The 25345-nt window shown below is 61.3% G+C and carries 16 protein-coding genes; 4 read left to right on the forward strand and 12 right to left on the reverse strand.

Annotation, left to right across the window (positions count from 1 at the left end; all coding sequences use genetic code 11):
• Positions 1-99 precede the first annotated feature (99 nt).
• From HSW_RS09750 to HSW_RS09770, 5 genes are all read right to left on the reverse strand, one after another.
• Positions 100-1479, reverse strand: coding sequence for an MFS transporter (locus tag HSW_RS09750; RefSeq protein WP_052346306.1), 1380 nt, complete (start codon positions 1477-1479; stop codon positions 100-102).
• A 230-nt stretch (positions 1480-1709) separates the two neighbouring features.
• Positions 1710-3752, reverse strand: coding sequence for a glycoside hydrolase family 65 protein (locus HSW_RS09755; protein ID WP_044001780.1), 2043 nt, complete (start codon positions 3750-3752; stop codon positions 1710-1712).
• A 60-nt stretch (positions 3753-3812) separates the two neighbouring features.
• Positions 3813-5567 carry a glycoside hydrolase family 13 protein gene (locus tag HSW_RS09760; RefSeq protein ID WP_044001781.1) on the reverse strand — a complete coding sequence of 585 codons (1755 nt, stop codon included), beginning with the start codon at positions 5565-5567 and terminating at the stop codon, positions 3813-3815.
• Positions 5568-5670: 103 nt separating this feature from the next.
• Positions 5671-7230, reverse strand: a complete 1560-nt coding sequence (locus HSW_RS09765) for a RagB/SusD family nutrient uptake outer membrane protein (RefSeq protein ID WP_044001782.1) — start codon at positions 7228-7230, stop codon at positions 5671-5673.
• Between the two features lie 17 nt (positions 7231-7247).
• Entirely contained in the window at positions 7248-10235 is a 2988-nt protein-coding gene (locus tag HSW_RS09770; RefSeq protein ID WP_081768348.1) for a SusC/RagA family TonB-linked outer membrane protein, read from the reverse strand.
• 278 nt (positions 10236-10513) lie between these two features.
• Between HSW_RS09770 and HSW_RS09775 the strand changes: the two genes are divergently transcribed.
• The 3 genes from HSW_RS09775 (at position 10514) to HSW_RS09785 (ending at position 15145) form a co-directional block, all read left to right on the forward strand.
• A complete protein-coding gene (locus tag HSW_RS09775) occupies positions 10514-11548 on the forward strand; it encodes a LacI family DNA-binding transcriptional regulator (protein ID WP_044001783.1) in 1035 nt (344 codons plus the stop codon).
• A gap of 115 nt (positions 11549-11663) precedes the next feature.
• Positions 11664-12497, forward strand: a complete 834-nt coding sequence (gene ygiD, locus HSW_RS09780; protein ID WP_044001784.1) for a 4,5-DOPA-extradiol-dioxygenase — start codon at positions 11664-11666, stop codon at positions 12495-12497.
• 176 nt (positions 12498-12673) lie between these two features.
• Positions 12674-15145, forward strand: coding sequence for a M1 family metallopeptidase (locus tag HSW_RS09785; protein WP_071883092.1), 2472 nt, complete (start codon positions 12674-12676; stop codon positions 15143-15145).
• A 13-nt stretch (positions 15146-15158) separates the two neighbouring features.
• On the opposite strand, the gene HSW_RS09790 is transcribed toward HSW_RS09785, so the two are convergent.
• Together HSW_RS09790 and HSW_RS09795 are read right to left on the reverse strand one after the other, a co-directional pair.
• Positions 15159-15623: a hypothetical protein gene (locus HSW_RS09790; protein ID WP_044001785.1), complete on the reverse strand. Its 465-nt coding sequence runs from the start codon at positions 15621-15623 to the stop codon at positions 15159-15161.
• Entirely contained in the window at positions 15623-16330 is a 708-nt protein-coding gene (locus HSW_RS09795; protein ID WP_155832906.1) for a hypothetical protein, read from the reverse strand. The genes HSW_RS09790 and HSW_RS09795 overlap by 1 nt, the downstream gene beginning before the upstream one ends.
• Before the next feature lie 201 nt (positions 16331-16531).
• On the opposite strand from HSW_RS09795, the gene HSW_RS09800 reads away from it, so the two are divergent.
• A complete protein-coding gene (locus tag HSW_RS09800; RefSeq protein WP_044001787.1) occupies positions 16532-19222 on the forward strand; it encodes an MGH1-like glycoside hydrolase domain-containing protein in 2691 nt (896 codons plus the stop codon).
• Here HSW_RS09800 and HSW_RS24225 read toward each other — a convergent pair.
• The 5 genes from HSW_RS24225 to HSW_RS09820 form a co-directional block, all read right to left on the reverse strand.
• On the reverse strand, positions 19188-19427 hold the full coding sequence (locus tag HSW_RS24225) for a hypothetical protein (protein ID WP_155832907.1): 240 nt from the start codon (positions 19425-19427) through the stop codon (positions 19188-19190). The genes HSW_RS09800 and HSW_RS24225 overlap by 35 nt on opposite strands.
• Before the next feature lie 309 nt (positions 19428-19736).
• On the reverse strand, positions 19737-20189 hold the full coding sequence (locus HSW_RS09805) for an ankyrin repeat domain-containing protein (protein WP_052346307.1): 453 nt from the start codon (positions 20187-20189) through the stop codon (positions 19737-19739).
• A gap of 65 nt (positions 20190-20254) precedes the next feature.
• Positions 20255-21331: a bile acid:sodium symporter family protein gene (locus HSW_RS09810; RefSeq protein ID WP_052346308.1), complete on the reverse strand. Its 1077-nt coding sequence runs from the start codon at positions 21329-21331 to the stop codon at positions 20255-20257.
• 93 nt (positions 21332-21424) lie between these two features.
• Complete coding sequence (locus tag HSW_RS09815; RefSeq protein ID WP_052346309.1) at positions 21425-22717, reverse strand: PepSY-associated TM helix domain-containing protein; 1293 nt, start codon at positions 22715-22717, stop codon at positions 21425-21427.
• A 123-nt stretch (positions 22718-22840) separates the two neighbouring features.
• A complete protein-coding gene (locus HSW_RS09820; protein WP_231501383.1) occupies positions 22841-25276 on the reverse strand; it encodes a TonB-dependent receptor in 2436 nt (811 codons plus the stop codon).
• Between the last annotated feature and the right edge of the window lie 69 nt (positions 25277-25345).

Below are 25345 nucleotides of genomic sequence, written 5' to 3' on the forward strand. Positions count from 1 at the left end.
CTCGCGTCTCTCGCCAGAACGACCGAAACCGCGCACCGGTAAACACCATCAGCAGGCCCCGAGATGCAAATCCGCGTCTCTACGGGCCGCTGGTTCGGCTCAGGTAGCAGCCGGCTTCTCAAACTGTAGGTTCGGATTGGTACGCGGAATGAACAGCACACAGACCGCCCCAGCCAGCAGCAGAGCTCCGGCCAAGTGAATCACGTTTTCGGGGCGGGAGCCGAGCAGGTGGCGGTACACCCAGGAAAACGACACCGTCTGGAGCAGCATGGGCAGCACAATGAACATGTTGAAGATGCCCATATACACGCCGGTGCGTTCCTTCGGAATGGCCCCGGCCAGCATCACGTAGGTGGTGCCCATCATGCTGGCCCACCCGATGCCCAGCCCAATCATGGGGGCCAGCAGCAGGTTGGGGTCGGCAATCAGGGGCAGGGCCAGCAGCCCCAGCCCGGCCAGACTCAGGCTCAGCATGTGCACCGCCCGCGGCCCCCACTGCCGGGCCAGCCACGCCAGCCCGAACGCCGCGCAGAACGTGACGATGTTGTAGGTGCCGTTCACGCGCCCGGTCAGCAGCTGCGCCTTGGCAAACTCCGGGGCGGCCGAGCTGCTGACCCCATACACGGTGCTGGCCAGACTCAGGGTGATGTACTGCCAGTAGCAGAACATAGCGTACCAAGTGCACAGCATCATAGGGCCCATGCGGCGCATGGTCGGGGGCATGTCGCGGATGGCGCTGCCGATTTCGGCCAGGGTGTGGCCCAGGCCTTTGGGCTGGGCCCGGATGGCGGCCACTTCCGCGTCGCTGAGCGGGTGCTCCTTGGTGGTGAATACCGAGTACAGAATGGCCCCGATGCTCACGGCCGCCCCAATCAGGAAGGCCGCGTAGGTGGTGTGCGGGATGTTGTTCTGGCTGCGGGCCGTGGCGCTGACCAGTCCCAAATACACCAGCACCGAGGGCGTGAAGTTGGCCAGCGTGATGCCCAGGCCCGTGAAGAAGCTCTGCGTGAGGAAGCCCACGCTGTGCTGCGGGGGCGGCAGCTTGTCGCTCACGAAGGCCCGGTACGGCTCCATGGTGATGTTGTTGGCCGCATCCAGAATCCAGAGCAGGCTGGCGGCCATCCATACGGCCCGGCTGAAGGGCATGGCCAGCAGGCACAGGCTGCACAGCACCGCGCCCAGCAGGAAATACGGTGTGCGCCGGCCCCAGCGGCTCAGGGTTTTGTCGCTCAGCGCCCCGATGATGGGCTGCACCAGCAGGCCCGTCATGGGCCCGGCCAGCCACAGAAACGGCAGCTTCTCGGGGTCGGCCCCGAGGTAGCTGTAAATGGGGCTCATGTTGGTCTGCTGCAAGCCGAAGCTGTACTGAATCCCGAAAAAGCCCACGTTCATGTTCAGAATCTGCCAGAAAGCCAGCCGCGGCTTGGGTACCGACGCCACCGCCGAGGCCGCGCGTGAAACAGTAGAGCTGAGCGCCATATGAGAGTGGTATAGTAGGGTGGGAGGGTGTGGGGTAGAACATAGAGGATGGGGGAAGTGCCGCCCGCCTTGCGGCGGGCGGCGGGCAAGGGGCCCTTCCCACAAGGCCTCCTGCCACTCCCCATCCCGGCAGCGCCGCACGGCCGGTTGCAGCCAGCTCGGGCGTTGCGGAGGTGTTTTCGTCATGTCGCCACGCCTTCTGCCTGATTCGCGGAAGGGCGCAACAACCGTCAGCGCGTGACGGAGTAGGTTTTGCGTTGCGGCCCGACGCCCGTAATGCGCACCGACTGCCAGCCCGTGGGCAAAGTGGTTTTGCGTTGCGAAATGCCGGCCGGCGTGATGTCGAGGCCGCCGAATCCCATCAGCACGGCCTGCAGCACGCCGCCCGCGCCGGTGGCGAAGTAGGGGTTGGTGCCGCCCTTGGTTTCGGCCACCACCCGGAAGGGCGGCAGCAGGTTGGGCACGTAGGCATCCTGAAAGAAGTGGGCCGCCTTGTCGGCGTTGCCGAGGCGAGCGTACAGCAGCGCGAAGATGGCCTGCGTCATGGCGGGCGTGCCTTCGGTGGGGACGCGCGTTTCGTAGTAGGCCAAATCCTTCCGGATTTGCGCGGGGTCAGTGATGACGCCCAGCGGGTAGGCCAGCAGGTTCACGTCGCCCTGCTTGATGCCTTCCCCTTTGTACGTAGCGTGTTCCTGGGTCACGCCGTCGGCCATCTTCAAAATCGGAATGTTCTGGGCCACGTGCGCCCAGTCGGGGTTGGCTTTGAGGCCCAGCAGCCGGGCGGCGGCCGTGGCGTTGCGCAGGTTTACCTGGGCGGCGGCGTTGGTGAAGGCGTTGTTGTCCACGTTTTCGGCCCACTCATCGGCTGCCACCACGTTCTTGATGTCGTAGTGGCCGGGGCCGTTGCGCTCCACCCGGCTGGCCCAGAAATCAGCCGTAGCCGACAGGATGGGGTAGCCTTTCTCGCGCAGCCAGTCCTTGTCCTGGGTCACGCAGTAGTACTGCCACGCTGCCAGGGCCACACAGGCCGAAATGTGGTGCTCGAACGGCCCGCTCAGGGCCCACACCGGGGTTTCCTCCACGCCCGTATCGGCGCTTTCCCAGGGGTACTGCGCGCCCTGGTAGCCGTGGCCGAAGGCGTTCCGCCGGGCCGCTTCCAGCCGCCGGAAGCGGTATTCAATCATGGATTTGGCCATGTCCGGGTGCAGCACCAGCAGGGCCGGGAACATCCACACGTCGGTGTCCCAGAACACGTGGCCGTTGTAGCCCAGCCCCGAGAGGCCCATGGGCGAGGGCGAGAAGTCGGTGCCGGCGCGGGTGAAGCTGTAGAGGTGGTAGAGCATGCTGTGCACGTCCTGCTGGGCCTGGGCGTCGCCGGTAATCTGAATGTCGCTCTGCCACAGCTCCTGCCAGGCTTTGGCGTGGTAGGCCAGCAGGCGGTCCTTACCTTCGAGGCGGGCGAAGATGGTCAGGCGCTCGGCCTCGTTGAGCGGATCGGGGTGGTGGCTGGAGGTGATGCTGGAGCCCGCCACGGCGTAGGAGTAGGTCTGCCCGGCCTTCAGGGCCTTCCCGAACTTCATCAGGTGCATGTTGTTATCCCACATTTCATGAATCACCTTGGGCTCCTGGCCGTGGCCTTCCCCAAACAAAAACGTGTTGGAAGCGCACAGCTGCATCTTGCCGGTGGGGCTGCGGGCCGACGACGTGAGCAGGCTCAGCGTCACGTGCGGCCGGTCGATTTCGTTGTAGTAGTTCTGGGCGTCGCGCAGGGCATCGGGAGTTTCCATCACGCTGGCGGCCCCCAGCTGCAGGTCCTTTTTGGCCGTGATGCTCACATCCAGGAGCACCGTGAAGGGCAGGTGGCGCAGGGCGTAGTAGGTGTAGCGGATGGTGGCCTTGTCAGCATACTCGAAGGAGGTGGTGAGGCTGGCGCGCTGCATGTCCAGCTCCTGGCGGAAGTTGCTGGCGTCCTTGCCTGAAAGCCGGCGGCCGTCCACTTCCAGGTACATGTTCAGCAGGTTGAAGCTGTTGAGGAAGTTGCTCACCCGGCCCCGGCCGTACTGGTCGTAGGCCCCGGCCAGCACCACGCTCTTCACCTGAAACGGCTCCGGCGACGACACAATGCCCAGCATCCCGTTGGCCACCGTCACGCCGTGATAGTTTTTGGGGTCGATGGCGGCAGCCGTCAGGCGCCACGGGTCGGGTGCACCGGGTTGGGCCACGGCCGAAGTAGCCAGCAGCAGCAGCAAGAGAAAACGGAAGTAGGTGGACATATGGGGTGGGTGGGAGTGGAGCGCGGAAGAAAGGAATTTGCCGGACCGGGCGGGGCTGGGTTAGCGCAGCGGTACCACCACGGCCTGCCAGGGCTGCAGCGCCAGCGTCGGGCCCGCCGTGAAGCTAGGGTAGTTGTTGAGCCAGGGCTGCCCGCTGGGTGTCAGGCCGGTAGGCAGCGGCCAGCGGCGCTGCTCGGAAGTGAAGTTGAGGACTACTAGTACCTTCTCCGAGCCCAGCGTGCGGGTGTAGGCGTACACGTGCGGATTGGCCGCGTCGAGCAGCTGATACTGTCCGTACACCAGCACTTTGTGTTGTTTGCGGGTGGCGGTAGCCCGGCGGAAGTAGTTGAGTACGGAGTTCGGGTTCTGGTCTTGGGCAGCCTGGTTGAGGATAGAGTAATTGGGGTTGACTTTCAGCCAGGGCGTGCCGGTGGTGAAGCCCGCATTGGCCGTGGCATCCCACTGAAACGGGGTGCGGCAGTTGTCGCGGGCCTGGCGCTTGGCGGTGGTCAGAAACGCCTGCAGGTTGCCGCCCTGGTTTTTCACCTGCTGGTAGCCGTTGAGCGTGGCCACGTCGCGGTAGTCCTCAATCCGCTCGAAGCGGATGTTGGTCATGCCCAGCTCGTCGCCGTTGAAGTAGTAGGGCGTACCGCGCATGGTCAGGATAAACGTCGTCAGCAGCTTGGAGGAAGCATCCCGGAACGCGGGCCGGTCGTCCCCGAACTTGCTCACCATGCGCGGTACGTCGTGGTTGGCCAGGAAGATGGCCAGCCAGCCGCGCTGCGCAAAGGCGCTGTCCCAGCGGGAGTACACCCGCTTAAAATCGGTGAGTGTATAGTCGTTGGGGCCGGTGCCCAGGTCCACGCCCTCGAAGTGGTAGGCCATGTCCAGCTCCCGGCGGGCGGGGTCCACGAACAGCATAGCGTCGGTGGGCCCGGTGCCGGCGCCTTCGGCCACGGTCATGATGGGGTAGTTGCGGAGCACTTCCCGGTTCATTTCCTGCAGGTACTCGTGCAGGTGCGGGCCGCCGCCGTAGTATCGGATGATGTCCTTCTCGTAGCCGGCCGGCAGCACCGGGAAGCGGGTATCCTTCGAGACGTACTGGAAGGCATCCATGCGCAGGCCATCCACGCCCTTATCCAGCCAGAAGCGCATCATACTGTACACCTCCTGGCGCAGCTTGGGGTTTTCCCAATTTAGGTCGGGCTGCTTGCGCGAGAAGTAGTGCAGGTAGTAGCTGTTGGTGAGCGAGTCGTACTTCCAGGCGTCACTGTTTACATCGAAAAAGCTGTAGCGCGGGGCCGGCTTGCCCTTTTCGGCGGGCCACCAGTGGTAATAGTTGCGGTAGGGAGAGGTGCGGGAACTGCGGGCCTGCTGAAACCAGGGGTGCTCGTCGCTGCTGTGGTTCACCACCATGTCCATCACCAGCCGGATGCCGCGCTGGTGCAGCCCCCGCAGCAGGGCGTCGAAGTCCTGCATGGTGCCAAACTCCGGCTGAATCCGGCGGTAGTCGGATATGTCGTAGCCGTTGTCGTCGTTGGGCGAGGCGTAGATGGGATTCAGCCACACGGCCCCCACGCCCAGGCTTTTCAGGTAGTCGAGCCGGCTGATGATGCCCTGCAAATCCCCCACGCCGTCGCCGTTGCTGTCCTGGAAGCTGCGCGGGTAAATCTGGTACACCACGGTTTCCTTCCACCAGGTTTCGGCCTGATTGGTATTTGTAGGCTTCGTTGCGGTCGTTGGTTGCGCCCAAACTCTACCCGGCAGGCCCGCCAGCAGCAGGGTCGCTAGTAGTAGTTTCGTAAGGATTCTCATGCCGGAAAATAGAAGGATAGACCCGACGCAAACAGGCCGTTGACCACTGCCGGGCAGCAGCAGCCAACGGCCTGCCTATGCGCCACTTCGTACGGTGTAAAAGCTAGTAGCCGGGGTTTTGGGTAATGTTGCGGTTCACGTCTACCTGGGTTTGGGGAATGGGGTAGATGAGACGGAAGGCGGGCGTAACCGGCTTATCCTTGCGGGCCTGCAGAAACTTGCCGAACCGGATCATATCCTGCCGCCGCCACGACTCACCGTACAGCTCCCGGCCCCGCTCGTCCAGCAGTGCATCCAGCGTGAGGGTGCTGAAGGCGCTGGCCCCGCGGTCGGTGCGGATGGTATTCACGATGGCCAGGGCCGTACCGCCGTAGGAGCCGGCGCTGGTGGGTGTAGCCCCGCGCAGAATGGCCTCGGCCTTCATCAGCAGCACGTCGGCTAGCCGGAAGGTCACGTGGTCATTTTCGCAGCCGTTACCACCTTTAGCCTCACTAGGGTAATCCACCGGGTACTTAATGGGCCGGATACCTTTGGCCTCCAGGTCGGCTCCCGTTTCCAGGAGGCTGACATCCTGGGTGAAAATCAGCGGGGCCCCGCCCCGGGTAGTCAGCGGGGCATCGGTCGTAAAGTTGTATTGCTGGCCCACCAGGAAGCCCACGTTAATGCGCTTACCGGGGTTAGCCGGGCCGCCAGCCGTTACGTAGGCCGTACCCCGGCGTATGTCGCCGGGCTCAAACAGGGCGTAAAACGCACCGGTTGTAGCTGGCCCGTTGTAGCCGTCCACGGGCCGCATGTTGTAGTGCGACACGAACTTCCAGAAGTCACGTGTAGGGCCGGCGTTGCCGAAGGTGTTTTCCTGGGTAAAGATGTTCTCCCGGCCGATGGCCGTGTTGTTCGGCGCGAAGTTGTCGAACACGTTGGGGGCGAAGGAGTATTTACCGCTGTTGATTACCTCGTCGGCCAGCTTCACCACTTGGTTCATGTCGGCCGCGTCGAACGTGGGGGCTGCCCGGTTGGCGTACACGCCCTTATTGAGGTAGCACTTCATCAGCAGCACCCGGGCCGCATCCTTGTTGGCCCGGCCGGCGGGCCCGTCGGGCAGGTCCTTCTGCACGGCATTAATTTCGCTCACGATGTAGTTGAGCGCCTCCGTGCCCTTGCGCAGGCGGGCCGGGTCCGACACGTTTTCGCCCGGGTCGCGGTACAGCACCTGGTCGTAGAGGTCGAGCACCAGATACGAGGCCCAGGCCCGCAGGAACCGGGACTCGGCCTGCTGCTGCACCGTGGGGTCGAAGCGCAGCAGGTCGGTGGTGGCGAAAATGATGCCGTTGAGCTGGGTGAACGTGTCGCGCACCCGCTCGTTGTTGGGCGTCCAGGTGTGGTTGAATAGCTCCCGCCATTTGCCGTTATCGTCCCAGTCCGGCCCGCGGGTAGGCATGATGCGTGCGTCGGTGGAGGCTTCCTGCAAGGCAAATACGCTCACGCAGCCCTGAATCGGGTCGCGCTGCGAGTTGTAGGCCCCGCGCAGCAGGGCGGCGGGGTCGCCGCGGGGAATCTGTTCTTCGGTAAGCTGCCCTTCCAGCCTTTCCTGTATGTCGCAGCCGCTGGTAACCTGCAGCAGGGCCAGCACGGTGGCCGTGCCAATAATTTTTGCGTGGTTCATGGTGGGGTGGGTAGAGGTTACAGAGAGAAGTTGACGCCGAACGTGAAGGTGCGGGCGCTGGGGTAGGGCAGGTAGTCGATGCCCACCGAGGGTACCTGGTTCGCGCCCTTCTTCACCGTGTTGACTTCCGGATCGAAGCCGTCGTATTTGGTAATCACGAACAGGTTCTGGCCCGTAGCGTACACGCGCAGACCTTTGAATGCCTGGCCTAGGTCGCCGACGGTGTAGGAAAGCGTGACGTTGGACATTTTCAGGAAGTTACCCTTCTCCAGGTAGCGGGTAGAAGCTGCCGAGGCGTTGCCCAACGACTCTTTGACGGGATTCTCGAAGGTGGACAGCGCAATGTTTTTGCCCGCCCCGATCTGGCCCACGTTCCCGAAGGCGTTAACGGTGTTGTTGTAGATGTACTGCCCGAAAGCCCCGGTCATGTTGGCCACCAGCGAGAGTTTGCCGAAGCGGGCATTGGCGCCCAGGCCCAGCAGCGTGCGGGGGTTAGGGCTGCCGCTATACACGGGCGTAGTGCCGATGTCGGCCAGTCCATTGTCAAGGATGCCGTTGTACTGGTTCAGGAAAAAGGCGTTGATCGGGTAGCCGTTGGTGATGAGCTGCGAAGTAGCCCCCGACAGGCCCTGGCCGTTGATGGCCCCAGTAATGATGGCCGCTCCCACCAGATCCTTCACCTCGTTGCGGATGAACGTGGCGTTGGCATTGAAGCCCACATCCACCTTCTCATTGGCTACGATAACCGTGGCCAGCGCCATTTCCACGCCCTTGTTGATAATCTGTCCGTCCAGGTTTCGCCACCGGATGGGGGCGTTGGAAGGCCGGGGCTCAATGGGCACCGAGGGGAACAGAATGTCGGTGGTTTTCTTGTAGAAGTAGTCGGCCGTCAGGGTCAGGCGGTTGTTGAGCACGCCCACGTCGATGCCGGCGTTGTACTGGGCATCGGCCTGCCACTTCAGGTCATCGTTGCGGGCGTTGAGTGGCGACTGGTCGCCATTGTTGTCGAGCGAGTAGCGGGGCTGGGCCGAGCCGGCCGGAAACTCCTGGTTGCCGGTGCGGCCAAAGCCGGCGCGCAGCTTCAGCTGGCTGAGCTTTTCGGCGGGAAAGAAAGCCTCCCGGCTCAGGTCCCAGGCCACGGCGAAGGACGGGAAATAGCCCACGCTCTTGTTGGGCCCGAACTTGCTGCTCTCGTCGCGCCGCAGCGTGCCGGTAAAGACGTACTTGTCTTTGAAGTTCAGAATGGCCCGCCCGAAATACGACTGCAGCTCCGATGATGGGTCGATAAAGGACGACACGTTGCGGTTACCCGAGCCCGAGGTCTGGATGTAGTTGGTGTAATCGAGGCCGTACACCCCGAAGCCGCCCCGGTCAGGGTTGCCGTAGGCGTTGATATTGGAACCCTGGTTGGCAAACTCAGTGTACTCGTAGCCTATCACGGCGTTGAGGTTCAGGTCGCTGGCCACCTGCTTGTTGAAGCTCAGCGTGTGGGCCATCTGTTGAGTGGTCAGCTCGTTATTGCTGATGCTGGCGTAGCCCTGGTTTTCGATGCCGGGGTAGTTGATCAGGCGCTGGTCGATGGAGGTGCGCCGCTCCCCGATATTGTAGTTCACGCTGATCAGGGCCCGGTACTGAAGCCAATCGGTAAACTTATAGTAGGGTGAGGCGCTGGCCAGAATGGTGGTCACGCGGGCGTTGTCGTTGAAGTACTCCTGGGCCGCCAGCGGGTTCACCACGCTGCCCTGCTCAATAAAGAGCGAGCCATCGGGGTTGCGCAGGGGCTGGGTGGGGTTCCACTGCAGGGCCTGCCCAATGAGCGAGCCCCGGAAGCCGGCGTCGGTGGTGATGTTGGCCAACTCCTCGCGGAACTGGCTGGCGGCAATGTTCACGTCGAAACCCAGCTTCTTGCTTTCCAGAAACTGTAGGTTGGTATTGAGGTTAGCGCTGTACTTCTTGAAGCCGGTTTTTCTCACAATGCCTTCCTGGTCGAGGTAGCCCAGTGAGAGGCGGTAGCGGCCGGTTTCGCTGCCCCCGCTGATGCCTACGTTGTAGTTCTGCAGGTAGCCCGTGCGCAGAATTTCCTTGAGTGCGTCCACGTCGCCGCCCTTGTCGTTGGCGGCTGGGGCGCCGTAGTAGGTTAGGGCCTGTCGGTACTGGCCGGCGTCGAGGAAGCCGGGCCGGCGCAACAGGCTCGAGAAGCCGTTGGAGATGCCCACGTTCAGTTGCGGCGCGCCGGAAACCCCTTTCTTGGTGGTAATGAGCACTACGCCATAAGCGGCCCGGGAGCCGTAGATGGCCGTGGCCGAGGCGTCCTTAAGCACCGTCACCGACTCCACGTCGTCGGGATTGAGGAAGTTGAGCGGGTTACTGTCGGCCCCGGCGCCCACGTCAACGGAGCCCACCAGCCCCGGGCGGGCCGTGCGGCCGTCGAGCGGTACGCCATCCACCACGTACAGCGGCTGGCCCGAGCCCGTCACGGCCGAGTTGCCGCGGATGCGGATGGTGGAGGGCCCGCCCGGCTGGCCGCTGTTGTTGCTCACCTGCACCCCCGATACGCGGCCCTGAATGAGCTGGTCGGGGGAGGTGAAGGTACCCTTGTTGAACTCCTTGGGCGTGAGCGTGGTGACGGCCCCGGTCAGGTCACTTTTCTTGGCCGTACCGTAGCCCACTACCACCACTTCGCTCAGGGCCTGGGCATCCTCGGAGATGGTGATGTTGAGGGCCACGGGCTCCGCTCCAACCGTAACAGCCCGAGTCTGGGACTTGTAGCCCACCGAGGAAACCAGCAGCTCGTAGCTGCCCGGGGCAATGCGCAACTCGTACCTGCCGGTTGCATCGGTAGGGGCGGCCACGGTGGTGCCTTTCACAAGCACCGTGGCCCCGATAACGGGGGAGCCGTTGGGCTCCGCCACAGTACCTCGGATGATACCTTGCCCCATGGCAGCACCAGTTAGCGCCACGAAGCCAGTTATCAGTCCGGCTCGAATCTGTAAGAATGCCGACATAAGCAGTGGGATTTTGAAGTGGGAATGCGGCTAAAGGTGCAGTATTAACTGCAACAAAATCAAGCAGTAACACAATAGAAAATACGAATTTTCTTCCGAAATCGGTAACGTAATCGATTTCGGAAGACTATTCTTTTTTTGTGATTTTGGCTATGTCCCGGCTTTTTTGTCGATTGTAGCCAAATCGGTGTGTGTTTGCTTACTTACTGGGTGCCGCTGGACGGTATCTGTGCCGGCTTTTTCCTCTCCTCTGTTCTGCTTTCTTACCTCCTCCTCACATGAAAAGAGCTACGTTGCGCGACATTGCCCAGGCCTTAGGGGTTACCGTGGCTACCGTGTCGCGGGCCTTGAAAAATTATCCCGACATCAGTACTGCCACCAAGCAAACTGTGCTGGCTGCCGCCGAACGGCTCCATTACGCCCCGCACCCGATGGCCGTGAAGCTGCGTCAGCAAGCCTATAAAGTGGTGGGGGTAGTAGTGCCCGATATTGTGCATCCGTTTTTTTCGGATGTTATCAGCGGCATCGTAGACGTGATGGAAGCCCTGGGCTACCACATCATTCTCAGTCAAAGCAACGAGAGTTACGAGAAGGAAATCCGGGTGACGCAGATGCTGCAGGCTACCGGGGTCGATGGGCTGCTGGTGTGCCTTTCCAATGAAACGGTAAGCATCGACCACCTGCGCGCTTTGCAGGAATATGACCTGCCAGTGGTGCTGTTCGACAAAATAAGCCCGTTGCTGGATGCCAGCAGCGTGGTAACCAACGATTTTCAGGGGGCTTACGATGCTGTGGCGCACCTGCTCGACCAGGGATACACCCGCGTGGCCCACCTCAAAGGGCCGCCGCACCCCGAAAATACCCGGCAACGCTTCCTGGGCTACCAGGCGGCGCTGGCGGCGTATGGGCTGCCTTTCCGGCCCGAGTATGTGGCGGAATGCCACACCGTCACGCACGACGAGGGGGCGACTTTTGCGCGCCGTTTCATGGCCCTGCCCGAGCCGCCCCAGGCCCTGTTTGCCGTTTCCGATTCAGTGGCTATCGGGGCCATTACGGCCCTGAAGGAAGCTGGCTGGCGGGTGCCCCAGGACATGGCCGTTATCGGCTTCAGCGACTGGTCGGTGTGCCGGATGCTGGAGCCAAGCGTCAGCTCCGTTTCCCAGCCCGGTTACGATATCGGCCGGCGCGCCAGTGAACTGCTGTTACGCGAGATTCAGCAGTTGCGCGAGGAGCTGCTGCCGGAGCACAGCCGCGTGGTGCTCGATGCCACGGTGCAGGTGCGGCAGTCGTCGCAACGGCCAGTTGGCGGTTGATTTCTTATCCCAGATCAAGGCCTTAGCTGTATCGTAACGGTACCTTTGCCCCTGTTGCTGTCCGGATGTAAGCTAGTGCCTGCCGCCGGCTGCTCAGCATTTTACCGCTTCCGTTATGAACTCCCTGCAAGACCTCCACAAAACCGCCCGCAGCTTCCAGACGACCGCCAAAATGCCGGTGCTTTTCGTCGGGCACGGCTCGCCGATGAACGCGCTGGCCGATAACGCCTTCACCCGTACGCTGCACCAACTGGGCCTCGACATCCGCAACCGGCAGCCGCCGCGGGCGGTGCTGGTGGTGTCGGCGCACTGGCTCACACGCGGCACCTTCGTGGCCGTGAACGAGCGGCCCGAAACCATCCACGATTTTGGCGGCTTTCCGCAGGAGCTGTTTGCCATGCAGTACCCCGCGCCCGGCGCGCCCGACGTGGCCCAGGAGGTACTGAAGGCTCTGCCCGACGCCCACCCCACCGACGAGTGGGGCCTCGACCACGGGACATGGACGGTGCTACACCACGTTTTCCCTGAGGCCGATATTCCGGTGTTCCAGCTCAGCATCGACTATCACCAGCCGATGACCTACCACGCCGAGCTGGCCCGGCAGCTGCAGTTTCTGCGCCGCCGGGGCGTGCTGATTCTGGGCAGCGGCAACATCGTGCACAACCTGCGCCAGAGCATGCCCAAGCTTATGGCCGATGATGCCACGCCCTATGCCTGGGCTTCGGAGTTCGACGAGTGGGCCAAGCGCAAAATCGACCAGCGCGACCTGCTGGCGCTGGCCCATTACCAGCAGGCCGGCGCCAGCGGCCCCCTCGCCGTGCCCACCCCCGACCACTACATCCCGCTGCTCTATAGCCTAGCCTTGGCTGAACCCGACGACGACATCCGCCACGCCTACGAAGCTGTGGAATACGGCGGCTTGAGCATGCGCACGTTTGTGGTGGGATAGGAAGAGAGGTCAGTATGTGACATAGGACGTCATGCTGAGCATGTGGCGCATCAAGCCAGGGTCCGGAGGCGAAGTCGAAGCATGACGTGCTTTCGTTGACGTTCTATAGGCCCCAGGCAACGCCTGCGCCACGGGCGGCATCTGGCGAAGCACAGGTTTTCTACCTTGTGCCCTCTATGCGCCAACTCCTCCCGCTGCTGCTCAGCGCCGCCACGGCCACCTCGACGGTAGCCCAGTCACCCGCCACTACCTACCGCGCTACCGAGCGTAAAGTCAACGACTTGGTGCACACCAAGCTGGACCTGCGCTTCGACTACGCCAAGCGCTACGCCTACGGGCAGGAATGGGTCACGCTGAAACCCCACGGTTACGCCACCGACTCGCTTCGGCTGGATGCCAAAGGCATGGATATCAAAGCCGTGAGTCTGGTGCGGAACGACGTGCCTACGCCACTCAAGTACACCTACAACCAGCGGAAGCTGCTGATTGGATTGGGGCGCATGGTGCCAGCAGGGGAGGCCTACACCATCTACATTGAATACACGGCCAAGCCCGACGAACTGGATATAAAAGGCAGCGAGGCCATCGGTGGGGCCAAGGGCCTGTACTTCATCAACCCCGATAGCGCCGTGGCGGGCAAGCCGGTACAGATCTGGACCCAGGGCGAAACGGAGTCTAACTCGGCTTGGTTTCCCACCATCGACAAGCCCAACCAGAAATCCACTTCCGAAATCAGCCTGACGGTGCCCAGCAAGTACGTCACGCTCAGCAACGGCGCCCTCGTCAGCCAGACGCCCGCTGGCCTTGGCCTGCGCCGCGACACCTGGAAGATGGACCAGCCGCACGCGCCCTACCTGTTCATGCTGGCCGTCGGTGACTTCCGCAAAACTACCGACACCTGGCGCGGCAAGGAAGTCAGCTACTACCTGGAGCCGCAGTACGCCGGGCAGGCCCGCGCTGTTTTCGGCAAGACGCCGCGCATGCTAGAGTTCTTTTCGGAGCGGCTCGGGGTGGCGTACCCGTGGAAAAAGTACGCCCAGGTGGTGGTACGCGACTACGTGGCCGGGGCCATGGAAAACACGTCTGCCTCCCTGTTCGGGCCCCACGCCCAGGGCTCGGCCCGCGAAGTGGCCGACTGGGACTACACGCTGGTGGAGCGGGAAATTGCGCACGAACTGTTTCACCACTGGTTCGGCGACTACGTGACGGCCGAAAGCTGGAGCAACCTGACCGTAAACGAGAGCTTCTCCAATTTCTCGGAGGTGCTCTGGGCCGAGCATGAGTATGGCCCCGATGCTGGCGCGGCCCAAGCCTACCGCAGTCGGCAAAACTACCTCGGTAACCCCGCCAACCACTCCCGGCTGCTGGCCCGCTACCAGTATGCCGACAAGGAGGACCTGTTCGATGCCGTAAGCTACCAGAAGGGTGGCAGCATCCTGAACATGCTGCGCACCTACCTGGGCGAGGCGGTTTTCTTCAGTGGCCTGAAAACTTACCTGACGCAGAATGCCTTCGGGACCGGCGAGCCGCACCAACTGCGGCTGACCCTGGAGCAGGCTTCGGGCCAGGATCTGAACTGGTTTTTCAACCAGTGGTACTACCGCCCCGGCCACCCCGTGGTCAGCATAGACTACGCCTATGACGCCGCCCGACGGGAGCAAACCGTAACCATCAAGCAAACCCAACCCGGCCCCATCTACCAATTGCCAATGGCGGTGGATGTGTACCTGAACGGCCGGCCCCAGCGCCACCAGATTACCGTGCGCCAAGTCACCGAAACCTTCCACTTCCCGGCTGCCAGCCGGCCCGAGTTGGTGAACGTGGACGCCGATAAGGTGCTGCTCTGGCAGAAAACCGATAACAAGTCCCTCACCGAATACGCCGCCCAGCTCCGCCTCGCCTCGCGTTACCTCGACCGGCGCGAAGCCCTGGCCGCTGCCCAGACCCAACTCAAAGCCCAGCCCGCCGACGCGCTGGCCCGCCAGCTGCTGACGGCTGGCCTCACCGATAAGTCGCCGGTACTGCGCCAGTTCGCCATCGAAGCCTTCGACCTGCAGATTGTCGCCCAGCGCAAAGCCGCCGCGCCGGCCCTGGCCCGGCTGGCCGCCACCGACGCCTCGGTACAGGTGCGGGCTGCCGCCCTCACGGCTTTGGGCTCCCTAAAGGACAAGCAGTATCTGCCACTATTCACAAATGCCCTGGCCAATCCCTCGTACCGGGTGCAGGGCGCGGCGCTGCTGGGGCTGCTGGGGTTGCGGCCGGAGCAGGCGTTGGCCCGCGCCGCCACCTTCGAGGCCGACAACAAAGGCTCCCTCACCGTGGCGTTGGTGCAGGTATACGGCCAGGCCGGCAGCCCTGCTCAATGGCCCCTGATGCGCACCAAATACGACGCTGCTGACCCACCCACCCGCTTCAGTCTGCTAGGCAGCGTCGGCAGCATGATGGGCCGCACCGACGATGCCATGGCCCTCACCGAAGGCATCACCCGTATTAAGGACCTGACCGTGCGCTACAAGCCCTACCTCGATGCCTCCCGCCTCATTGGCCTGCTCCGCCAGATTGAGCAGCAGCAAGCCACCCGCCCCAATGCCGCCCTGGTAGCTCAGATGGTCACGGCCGCCGTAGCCGAAATTGAAGCCGCCAAATAGCCCGCATGGGCATTCAGGGTCTTGAACGCATCAAAAGGCCATTCTCCGGATGCACGTAAAACTCGGTTGATTCTTCAGTTATGGATTGTCTCAGCCGTTCCGAACTGATGCACCGCTGCGTGCGCTTATTCCAGATTTTTCCGTCGAGAAATTCTACCTGATCGGCCACGTACCAGTGAATCATTTCCCGGTAGCGCAACAGACGCGTGGGAATCCGAGCGAGAATTTCTGATTGGACTACGTTCCAGTGCTGGCCTACCTGTCCGCGCAGAAAGCGTCGGAGTAAGTCGTAGTTGATTTTGCCATTGTAGAATTGGGATGGGCGCTGGAACGGCTCTTTTTGGGGTAGCTCCTCGAAAGAAAAAGGTCGTTTCTCGTGACGGTGGTTGGAGTAGTCGCCACTAACTACGTAGCGCCGTTTGCTGCCGGACGTCTTCATTCGGCTGATGAGCCAGCGTTTTGGGGCTTTTTTCATCATTAGGCCTGAGTTCTGTCAGTTTGAGGCGTGGTGTGCAATGACAGGCTAATCAGGCCCCCTACCACCAGAATAGCACCTGCCACGAACGGAAAACCGGCTCCAATCAGATCAGCCGCGTTGGCGGACCAGAGAAAGGGCAGGCAGAATAGCATGGCAGCCACGCCCACAAGCATAAGGCTGTAACTGCCCAAGTAGCTGATGCGGCGGTGAAGACTAGTTGGTTTCATGGTGGGCGTAATTTCGGTGTAGCGGCTGGAAAGACGGACTCGGAACTCGGTTAATGGTTCCCCTTGGCAGTGGGAAATTTCCAGGGTGGCAAGGGAAACGCAGTGCCGGCCCGACCGAAAATCCTGCCGAAACGTGCGCCAGTGACAAGGCAACAGTAGTAAACCGAATAAGAAGATGATAAGGCTGGGCAGCGTCCAGTTGCCATTACCCAGCATAAAGGCCTGTAGTCGGATTTCCCCTAGCGGCTCCAATTCATAATTCAGCACTACGTGCTTTAAATCGTGGCTTTCGAAGCCCGGAATCAGCGTAAGCTGCCGGGCCAGCAGGCAATCGGCTAGTTCCTTGCCCACGGTTCCGGCGGGTAGTTGGCCTAGTGCCGCCACCTTGCGGTGATAAGGCGCCATATCGTGGAATCGTTCTATGCCCCAGACTGATAAAAAGAAAGCTTGCCGGATAATCTGCTCTGCGAAAGAATACATAGGGCTATATAAAGGTAGCCGCTGCCCAGCGAAAAGTCGCCGGATACAAGGGATGATTCGCGAAAGTAGCAGGTTCGTATGGTTGGGATTTGACTGGTTTTCGAGTGAAATACGCTGCATGCAGGCAAACCCACAACCGGCCGACCCAACTCTGCGCGCCGAAGCGCGTACCTTTGCGCTGGGAGTATTACCCCCAATGGTATGACGCAGGAACAGGCACGCTTAGCCCAACACCAGAATGGTGCGGCTCTCTGGAAGAAATTTGGCCCCTACCTCACCGAACGGCAGTGGGGCACGGTGCGCGAGGATTACAGCCCCGACGGCAATGCCTGGAACTACCTCACCCACGACATGGCCCGCAGCGTGGCCTACCGCTGGGGCGAGGAGGGCTTGGGCGGCCTCTCCGACGATCAGCAGCACCTGTGCTTGGCCGTGGGCCTCTGGAACGGGCAAGATGAGTTGCTGAAGGAGCGGCTGTTTGGCCTCACCAACGGCGAGGGCAACCACGGCGAGGACGTAAAGGAGCAGTATTACTACCTCGATAGCACCCCGTCGCACTCCTATATGAAGATGCTGTATAAGTATCCGCAGCGGGAGTTTCCGTACGAGGAGTTGCGTCAGGAGAATGCCCGGCGCACCCGTCAGGACCCCGAGTTTGAACTGCTGGATACCGGTATCTTCGCCGAGAACCGCTACTTCGACGTGTTCATTGAGTACGCCAAAGCAGGCTCCGAGGACATTCTGCTCCAGATAACGGTGCATAACCGGGGCCCCGAGGCGGCCCCGCTGCACGTGCTTCCCCAGCTTTGGTTCCGCAATACCTGGGCCTGGGGCTACGAGAACAAGTCGGCGGTGCCGTTGCTGCGGGCTACCGGCCCGGCTACCGCGCAGGCCGAGCACCCGGCTCTGGGCCGCTACCACGTCTACTCGGATCAGCCAGCCGCGCTGCTGTTCTGCGACAACGACACCAATTTCCACCGCACCGGTGGCCCGTCGGGCACAGCCAAAAACGGCCGCTATTTCAAGGATGGCATCAACGATTATCTGGTAGGAGGCGACTACACAGCCGTGAACCCTAACCGCCAAGGCACCAAGATGGCCGCCCATCACAGCCTAGAAATCGGGCCGGGAGAGGCGCGGGTGGTACGGTTCCGGCTGAGCCCTCAGGAACTGGCCGCGCCGTTTGCCGATTTCGATACGATTGTGGCCGAGCGGCTGCGCGAGGCCGACGACTTCTATAGCTGCATGCAGCAGGAGGTAGCCGATAATGCCGATGCCCGCAATATTCAGCGGCAGGCCTTCGCCGGCATGCTCTGGAGCAAGCAGTTCTATTATTACGATGTCACGCAGTGGCTGGATGGCGACCCGGCCCTGCCTCGCCTGCCTGCCCGCCGCCGCAAAGGCCGCAACAGCAACTGGCGGCACCTGCACAACCAGGACATCATCTCAATGCCGGACAAGTGGGAGTACCCGTGGTATGCGGCCTGGGACCTGGCGTTTCACTGTATCCCGCTGGCCATGGTGGACGCCGACTTTGCCAAGAACCAGCTTCGGCTGCTGTGCCGCGACTGGTACCTGCACCCGAGCGGGCAACTGCCGGCGTACGAGTGGAACCTGAACGACGTGAACCCGCCGGTGCATGCCTGGGCTACGTGGCGGGTGTATCAGATGGACAAAAAGCTCCATGATGGTGAAGGCGACACAGCCTTTCTGGAAGCGGTTTTTCATAAGCTGACGCTGAACTTCACCTGGTGGGTGAATCGGAAAGACAAAAGCGAGCGGAACATCTTCGAGGGTGGCTTTCTGGGGCTGGATAACATCGGCGTGTTTGATAGGAGCGCGCCGCTGCCCACCGGCGGTTACATCGAGCAGAGCGACGGCACAAGCTGGATGGCTATGTTCGCTCTGAACATGATGCGCATGGCCATGGAGCTGGCCCGCACCAACCCCGTATATCAGGAAATTGCCGGCAAATTCTTCGAGCACTTCCTTTACATTGCCGACGCCATGACGCGCGGCGGCGACGGGCAGTTCAACCTCTGGGACGAGGAAGACCAGTTCTACTACGATGTGCTGCACACCCCCGACGACGCCCGCACCAAGCTGCGCGTGCGCTCCATCGTGGGCCTGATCCCGCTGTTTGCCGTGGAAGTCATCGACGACGAGCTGCTCAGCTCCCTGCCCGAATTTACGGAGCGGGCCCGCTGGCTGATTGAGAACCGACCGCACCTGGCCCAGCTGGTAGCGCGTTGGCACGAGCAGGGCAAAGGGGCCCGCCACCTGCTGAGTCTGCTGCGCCGCAGCCGCCTGCGCAACCTGCTCCGGCGCATGCTCGATGAACAGGAGTTTCTATCCGATTTCGGCATCCGGGCCATGTCGCGCTACCACCTGGAAACCCCTTACGTGTACAGTACCCCGGAAACCGACTTCACGGTGCAGTACGTGCCGGGCGAGGCCGAAAGCAGTATGTTCGGGGGCAACAGCAACTGGCGCGGCCCCATCTGGTTTCCCATCAACTACCTTATCATCGAGTCGCTGCAACGCTTCCACGCTTACTACGGTGATGCATTCCAAGTGGAATATCCCACGGGCTCGGGCCGGCAGCACACGCTTCAGGAAATTGCCGATGCGTTGTCGGGCCGCCTCACCAAGCTGTTTCTCCAAGATGAAAACGGCCGCCGCCCCGCCTTCGCCGACGATGAACTGATGCAGACGGACCCGCACTTCAAGGACTACTTGCTCTTCCACGAATACTTCCACGGCGACAATGGCCGGGGCCTGGGTGCCAGCCACCAAACCGGCTGGACGGGCCTGATTGTGCGCCTGCTGCGCCACCGCGAGCCTGAGACCGTGACGGCTAGTTGGGTTGCGGGCTCAGCCACGGAAGAGTAAGCGCCTGCTCCACCGGCCCCCGAAACACTAGCCGTCCCGTCCGTAGCGGGCCGGCGTACACTTCCACTTCGGCGGCTCCGGCCGGTACAAATACCCGCACCACCTCAGCCGCTCGGGGCCGCACGTAAGTAGTGCCAGTCTGATGCGGCTCCACAGAGCCGGATATTTCGAAGAAGCCTGCAGTAGTAAGGTGTAAATCAAGCATGTAGTGGGTAAAGGTTGTTTTCCGCCACAAAGCCTGATAGACCTATATATAGTTCCAGTTTTTCTAAATTTTTGGCAATTATATATAGGTTTAATTCTGTTAAGGTTGAGCTTGTGGTACAGTTGCCCTAGTTACCCAGCAGCTAACCGAGGCACAATCCGGTCACTTTTAGCGGAGGTTGTTATGATTGTCAAGTAAACTGTCGCCGCCGGGCTAGAATCAGTTTGTGGAGTGACTACTGATAAAATGCAAAACGCCAACGGCCGGGCAACATGCCCGGCCGTTGGCGTTTTGTGAGTAGAGGAGGACCTATTTTAGCTTACTCTGGATGTATTTTACTACCTCGGCACTGCCACCTTCTTTGGCCGTTGCCAGCACGTCCTTGCCTTCCTTATCCTTGGCTTTGGGGTTGGCCCCGCTGCTGAGCAGAAACTGCGTCACCTCTAGACTACCTTGAGCAGCAGCGGCCATAAGTGGCGTCACACCGAAGGAATCTGGTTTATCTACCTGGGCTTTGTTTTTGAGGAGAGCTTGCACCACTTCCAGATGTCCGTTGCCGGCCGCAATGACCAGAAACGTGGTGGGGAAACCCGGCATCATTTCCACGGGGGCATTGGCATCAGCCCCGGCGGCCAGTAGCTTCTCCACGTCGGCCGGCTGGTTTTTCATCACGGCTGCATACACTCTTTGCGTGGCCGTCTGGGCCAGCAGGCAGGTAGAGGCAGCCAGAAATAGCGCAAAAACGAGAAGAAGTTTTTTCATGGCGGGAAATGTGGCCGGTGGGTAGGAACCAAAGTCAAATATAGCCTCCCCTTACCGGAATATCCCTATTTCAGCCGGGTGGTCGAAACGAAATTTGCAACGTCTTGGGCCTGGGGCTGGCGGCCCAGGTGCTGGGCCATCATACTGGCCAGAATGATCTGTAGGGCATGATAGAGCATGAGCGGTAGCAGCAGCAGCCCCGTACCGGCCATACCCGGGAACAGCAGACTGGCCATCACGCTACCATGTACTAACGACTTCTTGGAGCCGCAGAACAAAGCTGTAATCCGGTCTTCGCGGGAGAAGCCCAGTAGTCGGCTCAGGCCCCACACCACCCCGAAAATAGCCAAGTACAGGCCCACCATCCCCAGACCCAACAGGGCTACATCGGCGGGGGCATAGCTGCGGAAAATGCCCTCGGCAAACGACTCACAGAAGGCGGTAAACACAATCAGCAGAATCACTATTTGGTCGGAGATGCGCAGGCGGCCCTTGTGGCGCTCGGCAAACGCCCCGAAGCGCTGGTTGAGTAGTACGCCCGCCACCACCGGCAGAATTACTTGCCAGGTCAGGCTCAGGGCTAAGCCCCAGAGGTGGCCGCCATCGGCGGAAGTGTGTAGGAACAGGCTAGTCCAGAGCGGAGTAAGCAGGATACCCAGCAGGCTGCTGATGCTGGCGTTGAAGATGGCCGCCGGCAGGTTGCCCCGGGCAATGCTCACCATCACCACCGACGTGGAGACCGTGCTGGGCAGCGTACACAGAAAGAAGATACTCTGCCAGAGCTGCACACCTTTCTGTCCCTCAAACAACGGCCGGAACAGTAAAGCCAGCACCGGAAACGCCACGAACGTAATCAACTGCACCACTACGTGCAGCCGCCAATTGCGCAGACCGGCCTGCAATTTATCGAGGCTCAAGCGCAGGCCGTAAAAGAAAAAAATCAGGGCCACGCCGGCCGTGGTAATGGCTTTCCAGGGAATCGGGCTGCTTTTGCTGCCGAAATCCGGAATCAGGTACGCCAAAGCTACTGCCCCCACCAGACCCAGCAGAAACCAATCAAGCAGGCCGGCGCGGCGCAACAGGGCCAGTAAACGGTTTTCGGTGGGGGGCAGGGGAGCGGGAGGAGAAGCAGGCTGGATCATATCGGGACAAAATAAAAGCGTCGGGCTAACAAGTAGCCCGACGCCCGAGAAACGTACGGCAGCGGCAGCCGGAAGGTTAAACACCGCACGGGGTTAGGCCACCGCCACGCGCCGTTTCTGTTTGCGGCCCTTTTTGAGCCGGTTTAGCCACATGATGATGCCAGTAATGGGAAAGGTAAAGCCCAGCAGACACACCACCAAGCTGATAATTTTGGACGGCCAGCCGAAAATGGCCCCGGTATGTACCGGCTTGAACAGGCCCCGCACGCGCTGGCCTAGGTTGCGCTGCTCGTAGGTTTGAGTGCGCAATACCTGGCCGCTGTACTGGTCGAGGTACACTTCGTCGGTGGCATTTTCGTAGGTGGCATTGGGGCGCAGGGTAGCTACCCGAATGCTGGCAGTAGGCTCTTTGGGAAGCTGTAGGGCGTAGTACACGGCCGTGGGGGCCAACTGCCGGGCGCGAGTCAGGGCCGCATCGGCGGTCAGGCCCTGGGGCGCGCCCGGAGCGGCAGCAACCTCCGGAGCCGCGGCAACCGGGGCGGCCGAAACTGGCGGCTCGGGGCGCTCCATAGGCGAGTTAGTCAGGGTGAAGATGCCCTTATTGAACCACTCAAACGACCACGCCAGCCCCGTGAAGGCAAACACGAACAGGAACAGGGCTGAGTAAAACCCCAGCACGATGTGCAAATCGTGGTTGAGGCGCTTCCAGCCACCGCTCCATTTCACTTGCAGCCGCTGCTTCACGGCTTTGCGCGTGGCCGGCCACCATAGCACAATACCCGTCCCAATGATGAACAGAAACATGACGGTGCTCACGCCCACGATAAGTTTACCGATGGCACCACCCACCATGCCCCGGTGCAACGCCATCATAGTGAAAAACACGGTTTCACGATAGTTCAGCTCTCCGATGACGGCGGCCGTGTAGGGGTTCACGAAAACAGTTGGGCCGCGGCCTCCTTCGCCGCCACCCTTACCGCCTTTCTCGCCCTTACCACCTTTACCTTCGGGGCCTTTTTCGCCCCGGTTCTCGCTGCGCGGGCCTTCGGGGCGCGTCTCTGTGCGGGCCTCGCCGGGCTTGCCTCCTTTCTCGCTGCCAGGGCCACCGGGCGCGCCGGCCAAGCTGAACTCCACGGTGCGGGCCGGGTCGGCATACACTTTCACGCCCGTGATTTTGGCGTCGGCTTTGTAGGCTGTTACGGCTTGCTGCAGGCGAGCTAGGGGCAATGCGGCCGTGGTGGGCTGCACGAAGTACCGCTCGGGGTGCCAGGCCTGCTCCAGCTCTTTCTCAAAAACCAGCACGCCCCCAGTCAGGCACACCACGGCAATAATCAGCCCCGAAACCAGGCTGAGGTATAGGTGAATATTGCGGAAAAAGACTTTCATAACTCAGAAAAACACAGGTCGAAAAATTGGTTGGAAACCCCGGGAACAACTGGTTGCAGCCAGCAGCTTCCGGGGTTTCTTGCTCACCAATGTACTATCTCACTCACTTACTCACTCTCTCCCTTACAGCCGGTAGCCCACGGTGGCCGCGAACAGGCGGGGGGCAATGGGGTTCACGCTGTTGTCATCGTGCACGTTGTAGCTGAGCTTGTTGAGCACGTTCGAGAGCTTCAGGCGCAGGCTCAGCCGGTCGTAGGTGTAGCCCACGGAGGCATCGAGCTGGGTGTAGGAAGGCAGCGGAATCAGGCGAAAGTTGTCGCCCTGCACGTTGCCTCGGGTGCTGCGGCCGGCCTGCCGTTCCCCGATGTACAACGTAGTCAGGCCCAGGTTCAGACCCTGAAGCAAACCGTTCTCGAAGGTGTAGAACACGCTGGCGTTGGCCGTGTGGTTGGGGTTGTAGCGCAGCAGGCTACCGATGGTGTAGATGTTGCTCTCGGTGTAGGCGGTGCGGTTGTAGCTGTACCCGCCAATCACCGACCAGCCCTGCACGGGCTTGCTCTGCACGTCCAGTTCCACGCCCTTGCTGGTTACCTCCCCGGCCAACTCCTGAGCCGTGGGGATGTTGATGTTGTAGTTGGGCGTACCCACCAGAATTGTCTGGGCCAGGTTGCTGTTCACAATGCGGTAGGCCGTCACGTTAGCCGACAGCAACCCGTTGAATAACTCGTTCTTCACGCCCACTTCGTACTGGTCGATGATGGACGGCGGCAGGGCCGCGCCGGTGTTATCCATGCCGCCGTTGGTGTTGAAGGAGTTGGCGTAGGAAGCAAAAACCGACAGGGTTTTCAGCGGCTGATACACCAGGCCCAGCCGGGGCGAGAAGGCGTCATCGTAACGTTTGGGGCGCTCATCTGTCTTACTATCCTTGTAAGTGTGCACGATACTGCCGGTTTCCTGGTAGCTGTACCGCACGCCGGCCAGCAGCTTCAGCTTCTCGGTAATTTCGATGAGGTCCTGCACGTAGGCCCCCACGCGCCGGATGGGCGAATAGGTGCGGGTGTTGCGCGTGAAGTTGGGTACGGCGCTGTTCTCAGCGTAACGCTCCGCGTTAAAGACGTTGATGGAGTCGTAACGGCCGATGGCGTTGTAGGCAATGGCCAGCGTGTTGTACTTGTCGGCGTCCATACCTACCAGCACGGTGTGTTTTAGGAAGCCGGTGCGCACCTTGCCCGTCACGTCCAGTTGGCCCAGGAAATAGTCCTCGTCGGTATTGCTGGCCTGTAGGCTGCGCACCTGGTTGCCGTAGAGTGCCGGGCTGCCGGTCAGGATTTTGATGGGTTTACCGTTCTTATCCACGCCGCTGAACACGTCCACCGAGTCACGCACGTTGCTGGGGCGGGAGGCCGAGCGTAGGTTGTTACTGAAGCCCTGGTAAGCTGCCACGCCGCGCACCTGCCAGGTGTCGTTGAGGTGGTGGGTGAGGGTGGCAGTGGCCGATTTCTGCTCCGTGCCGATGTTGGCCCAGCTGGTGTTCAGAAAGCGGCTGCGCGGCACATCCGGAATGCGGTAATTAATGGCCCCGATGCCGAAATCGGGCGTGCGGTTGTCCTTCAGGTAGTCGCCTTCCAGCAGGAAATCGGTCTTGCTGCCGATTTTAAAGAGCAAAGATGGGTTCACGTAAAACCGCTCGCCCTTTACCTCGCTGCGGAAGCTGCGGCTGTTTTCGTAGGTGGTGTTCACCCGGAAGGCCACATGCTCACTGCCGTTCACGGCCCCGTACAAGTCCAGCGTAGGCTTGTAGAAATCATAGCTGCCCACGCGCAGCCCCACCGAACCGCCCTGCTCGAAGCGGGGCTTTTTGGTCACTAGGTTCAGGACGCCGCCAGCCGCCACGTTGCCGTAGAGGATGGCATTGCTGCCCTTTAGCACCTCAAACCGCTCTAATGAGCTGGTTTCGGGCAGAATGCTGTTGTTGTAACGCACCCCGTTCTTGAAGGTGTTGCTGCTTCCGAACGCAAAGCCCCGGCCCGAAATTTCTTCCTGATAGCCGCCCGTATTGCCGCTCACGTACACGCCGCTCACGTTGGCCAGCACGTCGCTCACGCGCAGTACCTGCTGCTGCTCCAGCGTCTGGCGCTCCACGGTGAAGGTGCTCTGAGGCAGATCCAGCGGGGCAATGGGCAGCTTGCCGATGGCCACCGGCCGCTCGTTGAGGCTGCGGTTGCCGGTTACGGTTACTTCATTGAGCTGCTGCTGGCTCCGAATAACCGCAAAGGCCGGCACCGTGATAGTTTCGCCCGCCACAACGGTAGCGGTTACTTCCTGCGTAGCAAAACCCAGGCTGCTCACTACCAGTTGATACGAACCGGCCGGAGCCGAGAGGCGAAACTGCCCATCGGAACCCGTGGTAGTGCCGAACGAAGTGCCTTTCAGTGCCACCATCACTCCTTCCACCGGCTCCCCTTTTTCATCCAGTACCCGGCCAGTTAGCCGGCCCCGCTGTGCGGTATCATCGTCGCCGTTGTGGCGGTCGGATGCAGGGGCTGCAGTTGTAGCCACAACAGGAGCAGCAGCAGTCAGGGAAAGGAGCAGAAGGAGGGGTAGTGAACGGGACATCAGAGCGGAGCC

The sequence above is a fragment of the Hymenobacter swuensis DY53 genome, from assembly GCF_000576555.1.
Lineage (GTDB): Bacteria > Bacteroidota > Bacteroidia > Cytophagales > Hymenobacteraceae > Hymenobacter > Hymenobacter swuensis.